This window comes from Limnospira sp. (genome assembly GCF_051859755.1).
In the GTDB taxonomy this organism is placed as follows: Bacteria; Cyanobacteriota; Cyanobacteriia; order Cyanobacteriales; family Microcoleaceae; genus Limnospira; species Limnospira fusiformis.
Window position 1 is genome coordinate 1 of the sequence record NZ_JBIMLI010000140.1, and the last position, 13,404, is coordinate 13,404.

A 13,404-nucleotide genomic window follows, 5' to 3' on the forward strand; every position below is an offset into this window, starting at 1 on the left:
CCAGTTAAGGCTATAGCTGGTCAGCTACCTGAAAGGGGGGCACGAAGCCCCCGTGCTTCAGCCGGGGGTGCTGACTGCAATTTGTTGTTCGGGAGTTTCTAAAACATCAGCCATAGTAATTCGCGATCGCCTCATCAGATCATCGAAGCCTTGCCCCTGGTAGGACTTAGGCTCGTAAACCCAGCCAGCACTGACCGTGCGGGGTGCTGAAAGGTTAACATAGAACTATCATCAGGAAACCCGAAACCGGAAACAGGGAAGAGGCATTCCTGGCATCTACCGTGAGATATAGTACATTGGCTATATCTATATTCCACCAATGTCAGTAACCCCACTAAATCTTAGCCCCAATCAGTTAATATGACTCCTAAAAAAATTCTCGGGCTGATAGTGTTCGCCCTAATTGTTACCTTTATTACCTCTGCTGATGGTTTTACCTTCCTACCCGACCCAGTGCGGGGCGCTAGTAAAACCAGCCGCGAATTTTTAATTGGGCTGGTTCCCGACTGGCTAACCCCCCGTAATTTCAACGAAGAACGGGAAAGGGATGTCGAACAGTTACAGAATACCACGCCAGCCAATAGCGGTAATTAAGGCAAAAAGTCAGCCGAGCAATAACTGAGGGACTCTCTCCCCCAGAGTATCATTAGGCTTTCTTTTTCAGCCAGCTAAACATCGCCCGCAGGTCATGACCAACTTCTTCGATAGGATGTTCGGCTTCCTGGCGGCGCATGGCGGTAAACCCGGCTTTACCAGATTGATTTTCTAACACAAACTCCCGCGCAAACTGACCTGTTTGGATCTCTTTGAGGATCTGACGCATTTCTGCGCGGGTCGCATCTGTAATTACACGGGGGCCGCGAGTATAATCTCCATATTCAGCCGTATTGGAGATACTATCGCGCATTTGAGCCAAACCACCCTCAACCACTAAATCTACAATCAGTTTCACTTCGTGGAGGCATTCAAAATAGGCTAATTCCGGCTGATATCCCGCCTCTACAAGGGTCTCAAATCCAGCTTTGATCAGCGCACTTAAACCACCACAGAGAACCGCCTGCTCGCCAAATAGGTCGGTTTCTGTTTCTTCCCGGAATGTGGTTTCTAAGATGCCACCACGAGTGCCACCAATACCTTTAGCATAAGCCATAGCGCGATCGCGGGCTTGTCCTGACGCATCTTGATAAACCGCAAACAGACAAGGAACCCCCTGTCCTTCTTCATATGTACGGCGCACCAGATGTCCGGGACCTTTGGGCGCTACCATGATCACGTCTACATTCTCTGGGGGGACAACTTGACCAAAATGGATATTAAACCCGTGGGCAAATGCTAGGGTTTTGCCTTCGCTGAGATTGGGTTCGATTTCGTTTTTGTAGACGGTTTTCTGCACTTCATCCGGCAGCAGGATCATAATTAGGTCGGCAATTTTAGCCGCTTCATCTACCGGATAAACTGTTAAACCAGCATCTTTGGCTTTAATGGCTGACTTACTCCCCGGATATAGCCCGACGATGACGTTCATGCCACTATCTTTAAGGTTAAGGGCATGGGCATGGCCTTGGGAGCCATAACCGACAATTGCAATGGTTTTACCTGCCAATAGATCTAGGTTGGCATCGGCATCGTAGTACATACGGGCCATAATCCGGGTTCTCCTTTTCAAGTCGTGTGTAAGGGGTACTTGCAAAACTTAAATCATATCATGGTTGCAGACCTAGTGGCATATATAATCCTGGCTACTATTTTCGTGGCTACTCAAAGCCGTCACCTGATAGCTTGGACAGATTTATCATAGATTTCGGGCAGAATACCCCATCCTTCTTGCCAGGTGGGGATGAATGCCCGACCAATATGCTCAATCCGATAGCACAATATACAAAACTGAACTTAACTTTTTGAATCCAATTCGATTGGCTCTAGGGTTCAAAGATTTCGTGATTACGTCTAAGCGGCAAAAATTCCCTAATCCTCGTTATTTTCAAGGTTCATTAAGACGCTGAACCATTCGACAAAGGAGGCTCAGTCGAAAATTTAAAGACTCTAATCACCGCGATAATAGAGGGTTAGACTGGCTAAAATTTACGCAAAAATGGCTAATCAACGATTAAATATCCCATAATAATTAGTCGCTAATTAAGGTGCGATAACCAAGCCATTTGTTACGAATACTTAAACAGTAAAGCCATGGTGAATCGGGATTTTGCTGAATATATTGTAACGTTTTTAGAATACCAATGGGAGTTATAAGGCTGCGAAATTTACCGAGCATATAGATTTTCAATTGCCCAAAAATATTCGATTAATGGGTATATAAAATAATATTTAACTCTATCAAATAGAGAAGGAAATTGTCCGTAATGCCATACATCTCATGATAGAGAGATTAATGCTTGTCTAAACCTTTGGCAATTTGCCGAGTTGAAAAGAGGGCAGGAAGTGTGCGAATCTACGCCTAACCAGACAGTTAAAAGGCGATCCTATCAAGAACGCTAGTTCTTGAGGGTAGGAAGCCCGACCCTCAACGTGGTAGTGTGGGGTACTTCATGTAAACATCTTTTACAAATTGTTAAATATCCGGGATCAATCTTGTTACATCATCTTAAATAGGCGATCGCTCAAAACTCTTGCCAACAGTAACTTAGGGTTTTTTTTGCTCAAATTTTGGCCGGGATTTGTTATTAAGTCTTGTATCAGGGTCTTGCTGTGAAGGGCAAATCTGAGTTTCAATTAGAAGTATAACCAACCATTTGCGGGATGGGAGTTGTTAAAGCCTCCAACCCAGAGTCAGCACCCCCGGCTGAAGCACGGGGGCTTCGTGCCCCCCTTTCAGGTAGCTGACCAGCTTAAGCCTTAACTGGCTCCGTTCAGAGCAAGAGTTAAAGTTCCTACCCGGGAATGCGTGCTAGTTCCAGGCCCTAGAACCGAATCGTTAAACATCTCTAAGGGGTTAAGGACGTGCGATTTGGATAGTACCGACTCTGAACATTGGCGTTCGCGCAGCGTGCGCGTTAGCGCAAGCGCAAACATTACCCCGCAAGGGAGTCGGAGCCAACCATAGCTCCATGGAGGGGCAACCATACCCCTCCACCCCGCAAGGGTTCAACCTTTACCAACCCCGCAGGATCTACGCTTATGGCTATCGAATGGGCAATTTCGGGGGTATTTAACCCGGCTCAATTGCTGCTCCTATCCCAACCCACCCACAAGGGGATGGTGTTTCTCGGAGGAAGATCATGAAAAAACCTTCACAGTTGACACGGCTGATTTGGGATTTCTATCGAGAAAACGAAGCCGAATTGCAACAGCTTAGACCCTTGGGACAGTGTAAAGTCTATAGGCGGTGGGGTGTTTTGCATATTCAGTGCGTGAACAAGGACATCGCAGAGGCTGTGAAATCTTCCCGATCGCTAATTCAGGAACCTGTTGTTCTGATGCGACTGGCTCATAAAATTAAAATATCCGTTAAGAATACAACGGTGGCTGTGTTTGATGTTAATTGGGACACTATCATTGCCTAGAACCTTTTGGCAACCCATAATCTAGTCCCTACGGTCATCGGATTGTAGGGACTTTGTTTTTTTCACAATTTTTTCTCAAATTTCCCGGAGTGCTTCATCTGTGACGGGAATAGGAAAAAGTAGATGCACCCTGATGGTTTTCCCCTGGCTTCGGCTGGGGGATTTTTTTGCCAAATAGTGGACGGTTGCCAATTTTAAGGCGATCGCCACCTTAACCGAGCGATCGCCTTCACCAACATCTCAAATGATCAGCAGCTTTCCATCTATTAGGTGGGAACAGGTGAGAAACCATTATTATCACCTATCGATTGAGAAGCATTAGCCGATTTTTTGCCGTTGCGTAAATCCTTTTGAATGGAGATAGCTTTTCCCAAAGAAGCGATCGCCTCCTGATATTTTTTCAGTCGGGACAATAAAGCGCCCCTGTGTCGCCAACTTTCCGCATGATCTGGCTTCAAAGCAATCGCCGTATCAAAACAAGCGATCGCATCATCATGTTGTTCCATTTTCTCTAAACAGATTCCCCGTTGACACCAAGCCTGATAAGCATCTGGCTGTAAAGCAATCACCCGATCCCAATTAGCCAGCGCCTGTTCATACTGTTTTAAAGCCGTTAAAATCTCACCTCGCCCCATCCAAGCCTCATAGCTATCCGATTTCAGGCTAATCGCCCGATCATAACAAATCACAGCCTCTTCATGACGTGCTAATTTTACTAAAACTCCCCCCTGAGAAATCCAAAGTTCTGGCTCCTTAGAATTCAGAGATATCGCCTGTTCATAGCAAGATAGCGCCTCCGAATATTGATGAATATGACATAAAGCCATCCCTCTATTTGCCCAAATATCAAACTGACCTGGATTAATTTGAATCGCCCGATCATAAGATGATATAGCTTCCTGATAGCGTTTTAATTGACTTAAAACATTACCGCGATTATGCCAAGTTTCATAATGATTGGCTTCCAGCCTAATCGCCCGATCATAAGAATCCAAAGCCTGCTCATACTTCTGAAATTTACGCAGTAAAGCCCCCCGATTGTGCCAAACCGCATAATCATTAGGCTCAATCTTTAACGCCTGATTATAGGCTTCCAGAGCCGGGGAATAGCGTTTTAACCGCACCAAAACATTACCCCGATTATACCAAGCATCTGAGCGCTGAGGCTGAATTTTTAAAGCCCGATCATAACACTCCAAAGCCTGCGAATATTGTTGTAGGCGCACCAAAGCATTACCCTTTTGATACCAAGCCTCATCTAAATCAGGGTTAATTTCCAAAGCGCGATCGCAAGCTGCGATCGCTTGTTTATATTGACGTTCATTAATTAACGCTTCCCCCTTTTTGAGGAAATCATCCGCAATTAAAGGCTGAGAAGTGGGGGGATGCTTAGGAGGTAATGGATGATTAGATGTAGATTTCGAGGGTAGTTGAGACATAGGCGGCGCAGGAACTGGTACCCCTGGCGGCTCCACCTGTTCCATTGTCTGATTTCTATAATTTTGCAGCTCCATCATCATCTCTTGTACCTGTCTCAGATACTGTAGCTTCAGATGTTCTAGTTCTTGAATAGAAGCCTTAGAAGCCTCAACCTCTTTTCTTAAAAACTGAATATACTTTTGTGCTACTCTCACCTGAATTTCTAAATCTTTAACCAATTTTTTAGATTGATAATTAGAAGATTTTAGTTGTGATTCTAAACCATCAAACTTATCTAATCTTTTGTTAGTTTCCGTCACCAACTCTCGAATCACCAAGCGCCGCACTAACCAGAAAAACATCAAAGTTAAAGTGGGCGACAAAGTAGAAATTAACAGCAAAGTATTAAGTAATATAACCGTGTAGCCAAATTCAGAAGTACCCACAGAAGGACTCACCTTCGCCACTGACAAAGCTGGGGAAGCTGAAGCTATAAATACCACCTCATCTGTTGTTAATGATGAATCCTCGGCTAATTCTGGCTGACTCCAAGTTTCCGGGGCGCTAACAGTCGCAGTAAGTTCAGCTTGGCTAATTTCGATATCAATTTCATCAACCAAATTTTCCGTATCAGAAACCGGATTATAACTAGATGTTACATTAGGGGCAGCAGTTGCCTGATTTACCGATTCGTTAGCTGCAAGCGCAGTCAGAGTCAACAGTGTTAGGGTCGATAGCCTCATGGATATAACTCACTCTTGCTTGATGATTAGGGGGATGGATAACGGATAGCTAAATAGTGACTCCCCCCCCCGGTTTAATATCCTTTAAACTCAGGGAGAGTGTCTTAGCTAGTTCATAATTACAACCCAATTTTTACAGGTCAGGAAATTGACAGTTATAATCTAGGGAGTTCAGGATGGGTGAAGACGAGATCCTGTTCCTAACCCATCATCAAAGTTCCAGGTAGCAATGGCAGCCCCGACCCTCCGGGAAAAACTATGGGTTCGGATTTTATATAAACATCAAAAAAAGCAGGCAAAATACCTGCTTTGTCTCTGGAAAAATTCAGCTAATTGATATCCGTTGGGATATCCCTTATACACCTACTGCTACCGGTTCTCGATTGGCGGCGAGATGGGGTTGGTGTTCCGATGTTGTGCAGTATACCTCACAGGAATTGTTAGGGCTTTCAATCAACTTGATTTTATGGAGATGCGCTCCTAATTCATCAATGGGATTTTGCAGCAAGTCACGGATATAAACCGCAATATTTTCAGCCGTTGGTACTACCTTAGCAAAGTAGGGGATATCTTTGTTGAGGAAAGTATGATCGAAGGGTTCAACCACATAATCATCGATCGCCTTCTGCACAGCCCCTAAATCCGCAATCATACCCGTCCGGGGGTCAATTTGACCACGAATAGTCACTTCTAGGTGATAATTGTGTCCGTGACCGTGAGGGCGGGCGCATTTGCCATAAATTTTGGAGTTATCCTCATCACTCAGGAGAGGGTGAGCTAGTCGATGAGCCGCGCTAAAGTGGGTGCTGATGGTTAGATATGCTTCCATGGAGTTTCCTTGATAATCTGCCCAAAGTTGGGGGTGTTCAAATAGTTGAATGTTGGTTAGGGGTAAATGGGGGGCTAGACGATGCCAGATTAAATAAGCCAGAAATTCAGTGGTGGGTAGGGTGTCCTGAAATTCCAGCCATGCTTCATTCAGAAATGAAAAATCTAGGGGTTCGGTAACTTCACTTCTGATGGTATGTTTGACGTTCGACAGGTTAAGTACCATGCCATATTCGTCTAGTTCCCCCACCATTGAAACATACAGGACATAATTATGACCGTGACCGGGGGCGCGGGCTGTTTGTCCAAATTTGGCAAAATTTTCGGCTTCGCTCAGTTCTGGCAACCAGTAACGGTGACTGGCTGAAAACTGGGCGCGACGGGTGATCAGGCATTGCATAAATGCAGGTTAATTTTTGCTTGTTAAGTTCTGTTAACTAATGTAGTCGGTTTCGGAATTTTTTTCAACCTCGATCCCGATGGTATGATGATCTGCTCAAGAAATTATGGCGATCGCTCTCTGGTTAAAGGACTGGTTAAAGGAATTTATGGATTTGGTCTTGGGCTTCTTGACGTAAGCGATCGGCAATGCGGAAAAATTCCTGGCCCGCGTGTAGATAGGATTCGTCATAGTTTAGGGTAAACATATTTAATTCTTCAATACCATCACCAATATGATTCAGACAGTAATAAAGATGCGCCGCCACTCCCGCAATATTCGCCGGGTTGGGAGCCGAACGAAATCGAGTTTGGCTTTCAGCTAGGATATCTCTACAGGTTTCAATATATGCTTGGAAATCTGCCATTAATTCATCATCAAAGGGGTCGCCGGATAAGTTATCTATTTCTTGTTTAAAGGGTTGAAAAATTCGGTCAATATTTTGATTCACAGGTCTATAGACTTCCTGCAACCATTGGTCTAGATCAAAATCTTTAGACCGCCCTTGTGGCTTAGGTTTACCTGGTCGGTTGGGGCGGCTTAGGCTGCGGTCATAATTCTGGCGTTTCTGGGGATCACTCAGCACTTCATAGGCTTGATTAATCCGAATAATTGTATCGTGATTGGCTGTTTCTTCCTGACTGTCTGGATGGAATTTTTTGGCTAATCTCCGATAGGATTTTTTGATATCGGTTTGACTGGAATGGGGGGCAACCTCTAAGATTCTATAGTAATCATCAGTGGGCATAATCTTTTCATGGTGATAATGATAGTTTAAAAGTTGCTAAAATTACCTGGTCTTTAGCTATTATATCAAGTGATGCAGCCCCGGCTATCTCTAGTGGCAATCATCATAATTAACCACATTGTCATATTTAAACACCCAGAAATTATTAGATGTCTGAAGTATTTTATACATAATAGCTGAATTGTATCATCAATATCTAGCCATCTTTTCGGGCCTTCCTTCACGTCGCTGGCCCTGGAGGACTGAGGGCCGACTACAGCCATCTGGTTTCTGGGTTAGGGGACTCAGCAATGGTCTCCTATCACCTATATTTATGCTGATGCTCCAAGTTATCTGGGTTAATCAAATATTAATTTATCCTTGAATCCATCTCCCGGATATCATTTGATGTTTTTTGTCAACCCCCCAAGCGCAGGAATATTATCATCTTTTGGCATATTTTGCTATTAACAACAATCTGTTAAAATTGTAACGGAGAGTGGAATATATCCCCAAGACTAAAACTCGCCAATTCGTCAATGAGGAAAATATATGAGTAGACTGCGTAAAATTCTCGCTGGGGCCGGAATTGCTACCGTCGGTGCTATTGGTACTAAGATGGCTGTCGATTATTTCCGCAATCGCAATAAAGAAGAAGTGGTTGACGAAACTGAAGATGATGTCGAGGAAGAAGAACTTCCGGCTGAACAAGTTAGCTATGCTGTGGTTCAGGATGATTCACTTCAGGAATTCCTTGATGCGGCTTTTGGTGCCCCCGGTCGCTATGTTCCTACCCGTCCTTCTAAGGTTTTCTCCTATCACGGGGAAGAGTATATGGTGGTTTGGACTTATGATAATGATAAGTCTAAAAATCAAATGTTGGCGTTTAAATACACTGATGCCGGACGGAAGATGATCGCTAGTGTTGGATACACCAGCGAGAAGACTGATTATAACTTGACTGGTTTGGATCAAACTGAATTTGCGATCGAGGTTAATGGCGAAAAAATCACTTCTGGTCAAGGGGAAACAGACGGCACAGATGATGTGGATTTTGTTCCGGTAACTGCCTAGATTAGCGTACTGGACTAGATCCGGGAGGACATTTTAATCCTTGACTAGGTACAGGGGTTGAGGATAATAAGGGGGGTACTTTAGATGGTGTGTCCGTTTGGCACAGGTTCGCCATCAAGACCACCCCTCCGTCGTTTTTTCCTACTGTCATGACACCACTATAACTACGCAGGTCATCGGTTTTGGCTGTGGCTGTTATGAAGACGGTTTGAGCCGTTTCGCCTTCGGTTCTAATGGCGTATTGATAACTATCGGTTTCCAGATTTAAATTACCAGATAGACCGTGAAGGGAACTGGCAAAATAACCTTGATTTTGATAATATGTCTGCTGTCCCAAGGCGATCGCTTTCATCATCAAAGGAGCGCGATCGCTGCTTCGCCACCCTGGTATATCTTCCAGGACAGATGAAAAATCCACCTGACAACCGGTTAAAACGATAGGAGCCAAAAATATCAAATATTTCCACATCATCTGAGTTTCCTTGACTTAACGCGATGCTAGACCTCACTACAAGGCGATCTGGCTTGATTCCTGAAATTCATCAGAAATCACAATTGGCTCGGAGATGGTTTCATGGGTGGCTAACCGCAACCTTTGGACAGTCCCGGAGATGACTATATGAGTATTTACTCATGGGGGCTTGACGGCGATCGCACCTCTGAAGCGATCGCTACTCGCATAATTATAGGTAAACTACCTTCAGGGAAGTGGTAGTGTCCTGGGGGATAATATGCGATCGGAGCTAGGGATTGTCCCAAAAGTGCTAAAACTTGGCGATCTTAGTTGAGGCTTTGGGTAGGATCAGCACCTATCGTTGGTAACCAGCTAACAGGCTACCATGGGCTGTGTCAACCGAAAACTATCCGATTATGATTGATATAGCCGGGGTCTGACGCAGCCTACGCCACCAATATCGCACTAAGCGTGCGATCGCATCAAAGTCCGCCATCAGTTCTGGGGGGGTAATCTAAATGGCTGAATGAGAATGATTAACCATTATACAATAAATGACCTACAATGTGTGAACAGGTACAACATTGTAGATAGAGCCGAGTTTGAAATGCTCTATCATGATGATTATTGGGTGTTTATATATTCCGTAAAATCAACTCAAATAATTCCGGTTGGCTTGGTTAACTTTGGCGAAATTATTGATTAATAATCCTACTTTACCAGGCTGAGATACAGGCAATATCTACCCAGATATATATTACCTGTAGATGAATGATTAATTTGGCGAATGTGTGGGCTCGCACTATCACAAAATAACTGTTTATTTATCAATAATTTGTAGGAGGCAAAAATGCCAGCCAAATCGATCCTGGATGATGTTGTGCAAAACTTGGATACCAGTGATGAGGTGTTTCGCATCAAAAAAATTATGATTTGTGCTACCCATGGTAAATGGGAGAGTGATTCAGCAGTCATAGAAAATACTCCTATGCGGGATTTAGTGCAATCTTTGTACTGGAGTACCCAAAGCCTTGAACGACTTAATAGTATTTTGAATAAAATTTTATCTAAAATTAACAAAAAAACAGAATATACAGTTATTGTTAATCTGGTATTGAGTCAAGTTGGGAGATTGTACCTTGAGGGAGATCAGGAATCTTCTACTGAGATGGTTATGACTTCCTATCAGTCGTCAGACCGTCCTCACTCTCAACTTGATTGGTCAGTTAATCCAGAAAACTTTAACCACAATCCTCCCCCCAAAAAACTAGATAATATCTTTGATATTCGTTTCAAGATCATGCAGACTGCCAACCCATTAAGGGTGAAGATATTGATATTTTCCGTCTTAGAAAATGAGTTTACATTTAGCGATCGCGACTGGCTACAACTCAAATCAATCGAGTTAGACAACCTGATTGAACAACTCTTTCAAATGTTCCCTAACTTTGAAGATTTGAAAGTTTATCTAAAAAAAATGGTCGCTTACTTAGAGGATTCTGATGAAGATGCTCAAGTCGCCACAATTTTAATTGAAGCCATGCGTCTTTGTTATGGTAAGCCATCATTTAATTATAGCTCTTTTCAGGAATTACCAGACTCCCATTATAGTCAGGATCAACAATTATCAGAAATAGCTAAAACTCAGGGAATTGATTTGAACGAAAGCCAGACTATTCAAGTATCAACCCCCGCCAATGTAACCCAATCAAACATCCCCGAAATATCAGGATTACAAACTGTACCAATTCCCACAGATTCCGGTCAACCCCTATCAAATAGTCAATTAGTACCAGAGTCATCCGGTAACCGTTCCAAGTCCAATATTATTCAGGAACGTTTGGGGCTAAAAGATGATATTCACAAGCGAGTTAGCCAAGGAGTTACCGAAGCCATAACATCGATCGCTAATACCTTACAGACCTTAGAAGACCAACTAGATGGCAGAATGATTAGCTATGATATTGAGCAGCAATTAAAATTTAAGTATGAGGTGCTTAAAGACTTCATTGCTCAAGTACAAGAACAAATCCTACAACTAGAAGAAATAGTTGATCAATCCGAAACGACAGAACGCCAACAAACCGCAGCCAAATCAGAGATTACTGACCCGTTACCAACACCTACTCAGATATCAGATTCCGGGGGTACTAATCAGGTGCTAGAACTAGCTAAACAGGGTAATCCTAAAGCGATCGCATCCTTCCTCAATCACTTAGTAAAATCCAAAGGTATCCACGTTTTAGCTCAATCTAAAAATCAGTGTTTGCATCTAATTCTCGAATCCCAGCACAGTTTCGCGCCCGAATCAACCACCCAGTTTATCCACAAAAAGTTACTATCCCTACAACTACAATCTATTAACATTGTCAAAATTTACTTCCGTAAGCCAGGTGATCAGTCTTTTATTTGGGCTCAAAAAATCAACTATGTAAACCATAGTTAATAATTGATAATTCCGAATAAATTAACAGCCAAAGTACAAGGATGAAGATGGATGGATGAGCGGACTTTCTTAAATCAATATCGAAGTGGAGAAAAATTGTTTCGAGGGGTTAACCTCCGCAATGCTGAACTAAGTAATGCTGACCTAATTGGAGCCAATTTAAGTGGCGGTGATTTTCAAGGAGCCAATTTTGTGTTAGCCTATCTTAATGGAGTTAACCTAACTAGGGCAAATTTAGAAAAAGCCAGATTAGGAGGAGCTAACCTATCACGAGCTAATTTAAGTGGCGCTCAACTAACCGACGCTGATTTTCATGGTACTATCCTGCAAGCAGCCGACCTGAGAAAAGCTAATTTAACCCTAGCCACATTAGTTGATGCTAACCTAATTCAAGCAGATTTACGCGGTGCTAATTTGCAAGGTGCAGATTTAAGGGGTGCTTGTCTACGGGGTGCAAATATGCGTTATGAAAGGCGTATTTATGAGAGTGTAAATTTACGAGGCGCAGATTTAAGAGGTACCGATTTACAGGGGGTTAATCTCACCGGGGCTGATTTAACTCGCGCTAACCTAACGGGGGCTAATTTAACTGAATGTGTACTGCGTGGCGCGATTCTCAACCAGACTAACCTTTCCGAAACCAATTTACAAGGGGCGATTTTAACAGAAGTTAATTTAAGTGGTGCTAATTTAATTGGTTCCCGCATGGTTAAGGTAAAACTAGAGCGAGCCATCTTGACTAACGCCCAAATGCCTAGGGTGGAATTGTGCGACTCAATTTTACCAGATGCTAATCTCAGTAATGCTAATCTCAGTCATGCTAACCTAAGCCGGGCGAATTTGGTACGGGCGGAACTAAATCGGACTAATTTAAGTTCGGCTAATTTGACTCAGGCTGATTTAACCGATGCTTCTCTTGGTCGGACAAATTTGCGAAATGCTAACCTTAGCTATGCCTACTTAACTCGTGCTGAGTTTAGTAGTGCTAATACCATTGGGGTAAACCTACATGGCGCGATCATGCCTAATGGCGAGATTCATGATTGATAGGGCTTTGATGTACTACTTTAGATATATTTGGTCGGGAATTTGGGCGCTTTTGGCAATACTTATGCTATAGTGTCCGCATGAGAGTTACTCAATCACTAAACAGAATAAGGCTGAGAACAGCACTTTAATTATGACCACAAGTGAAAGCACTAACTCATATTTAGAGGCTCCTCAGCCTAGCAATTGTTCAATTCACAATTCTTCTGAAACATTTTCCAGCATTATGCAAAAACTAATGAACTACGCGGATCGTAGCATTACGGTTTTATTTTCTATTCTGAGACAAGTTGAGGAGAACCTAGGTTAGAACTATAAACCCAAAAAACTTAAAAATCACCCGGTTTCTGTATCTTAACCTTCGAGTCAAAAACCGGGTGGTTTTTTTGGCTAGGTGAAGTTTAAACAAACAAAAAGCGCCCCCCGGCTGGGAGGCGCTTGATTTAATCTAAGCTATCAATTAGCCGATTTGAGGTGCAACCAAAGCTACAGGCTCAGACTCAGCAGAAGCTAAATCTAAGGGGAAGTTGTGAGCGTTGCGCTCGTGCATTACTTCCATACCCAGGTTAGCGCGGTTGATGACATCAGCCCAGGTGTTAACTACCCGACCGCTGGAGTCCATTACGGACTGGTTGAAGTTGAAACCGTTGAGGTTAAAGGCCATGGTGGATACACCTAAAGCGGTGAACCAGATGCCGATTACCGG

At 43.4% G+C, this 13,404-nt stretch carries 11 protein-coding genes and 1 pseudogene; 6 read left to right on the forward strand and 6 right to left on the reverse strand.

Translation table 11 applies throughout. The features are described 5' to 3' along the window. Positions 1-360: 360 nt before the first annotated feature. The gene (locus ACTIE0_RS19525; RefSeq protein ID WP_006623317.1) at positions 361-594 is read left to right on the forward strand and encodes a hypothetical protein; all 234 of its coding nucleotides are present in this window, start codon (positions 361-363) and stop codon (positions 592-594) included. Between the two features lie 52 nt (positions 595-646). On the opposite strand, the gene ilvC is transcribed toward ACTIE0_RS19525, so the two are convergent. Next, positions 647-1,645, reverse strand: coding sequence for a ketol-acid reductoisomerase (ilvC, locus tag ACTIE0_RS19530; RefSeq protein WP_006623318.1), 999 nt, complete (start codon positions 1,643-1,645; stop codon positions 647-649). A gap of 1,591 nt (positions 1,646-3,236) precedes the next feature. On the opposite strand from ilvC, the gene ACTIE0_RS19535 reads away from it, so the two are divergent. Beyond that, the gene (locus ACTIE0_RS19535; RefSeq protein WP_006623321.1) at positions 3,237-3,521 is read left to right on the forward strand and encodes a hypothetical protein; all 285 of its coding nucleotides are present in this window, start codon (positions 3,237-3,239) and stop codon (positions 3,519-3,521) included. 266 nt (positions 3,522-3,787) lie between these two features. On the opposite strand, the gene ACTIE0_RS19540 is transcribed toward ACTIE0_RS19535, so the two are convergent. The 3 genes from ACTIE0_RS19540 to ACTIE0_RS19550 all read right to left on the reverse strand — a co-directional run bounded on the left by ACTIE0_RS19540 (position 3,788) and on the right by ACTIE0_RS19550 (position 7,698). Then, positions 3,788-5,683, reverse strand: a complete 1,896-nt coding sequence (locus ACTIE0_RS19540; RefSeq protein ID WP_006670217.1) for a tetratricopeptide repeat protein — start codon at positions 5,681-5,683, stop codon at positions 3,788-3,790. A 355-nt stretch (positions 5,684-6,038) separates the two neighbouring features. After that, positions 6,039-6,911: a 6-carboxytetrahydropterin synthase gene (locus ACTIE0_RS19545; RefSeq protein ID WP_006623327.1), complete on the reverse strand. Its 873-nt coding sequence runs from the start codon at positions 6,909-6,911 to the stop codon at positions 6,039-6,041. Positions 6,912-7,047: 136 nt separating this feature from the next. Further along, the gene (locus tag ACTIE0_RS19550; protein ID WP_006623328.1) at positions 7,048-7,698 is read right to left on the reverse strand and encodes a J domain-containing protein; all 651 of its coding nucleotides are present in this window, start codon (positions 7,696-7,698) and stop codon (positions 7,048-7,050) included. A gap of 531 nt (positions 7,699-8,229) precedes the next feature. Here ACTIE0_RS19550 and ACTIE0_RS19555 point away from each other — a divergent pair. After that, positions 8,230-8,751 (forward strand): hypothetical protein, encoded by a 522-nt coding sequence (locus tag ACTIE0_RS19555; protein WP_006623329.1) that lies wholly within the window; start codon positions 8,230-8,232, stop codon positions 8,749-8,751. A gap of 1 nt (position 8,752) precedes the next feature. Here ACTIE0_RS19555 and ACTIE0_RS19560 read toward each other — a convergent pair whose 3' ends face one another. After that, complete coding sequence (locus tag ACTIE0_RS19560) at positions 8,753-9,223, reverse strand: type IV pilin-like G/H family protein (RefSeq protein ID WP_006623330.1); 471 nt, start codon at positions 9,221-9,223, stop codon at positions 8,753-8,755. 832 nt (positions 9,224-10,055) lie between these two features. On the opposite strand from ACTIE0_RS19560, the gene ACTIE0_RS19565 reads away from it, so the two are divergent. From ACTIE0_RS19565 to ACTIE0_RS19575, 3 genes are all read left to right on the forward strand, one after another. After that, positions 10,056-11,651: a hypothetical protein gene (locus tag ACTIE0_RS19565; protein WP_006623333.1), complete on the forward strand. Its 1,596-nt coding sequence runs from the start codon at positions 10,056-10,058 to the stop codon at positions 11,649-11,651. A 51-nt stretch (positions 11,652-11,702) separates the two neighbouring features. Next, entirely contained in the window at positions 11,703-12,698 is a 996-nt protein-coding gene (locus tag ACTIE0_RS19570) for a pentapeptide repeat-containing protein (RefSeq protein WP_006623334.1), read from the forward strand. Between the two features lie 133 nt (positions 12,699-12,831). After that, positions 12,832-13,008 (forward strand): hypothetical protein, encoded by a 177-nt coding sequence (locus ACTIE0_RS19575; protein ID WP_006670215.1) that lies wholly within the window; start codon positions 12,832-12,834, stop codon positions 13,006-13,008. Between the two features lie 150 nt (positions 13,009-13,158). On the opposite strand, the pseudogene ACTIE0_RS19580 reads toward ACTIE0_RS19575, so the two are convergent. After that, positions 13,159-13,404, reverse strand: a pseudogene (locus ACTIE0_RS19580) (photosystem II q(b) protein); the annotation flags it as partial.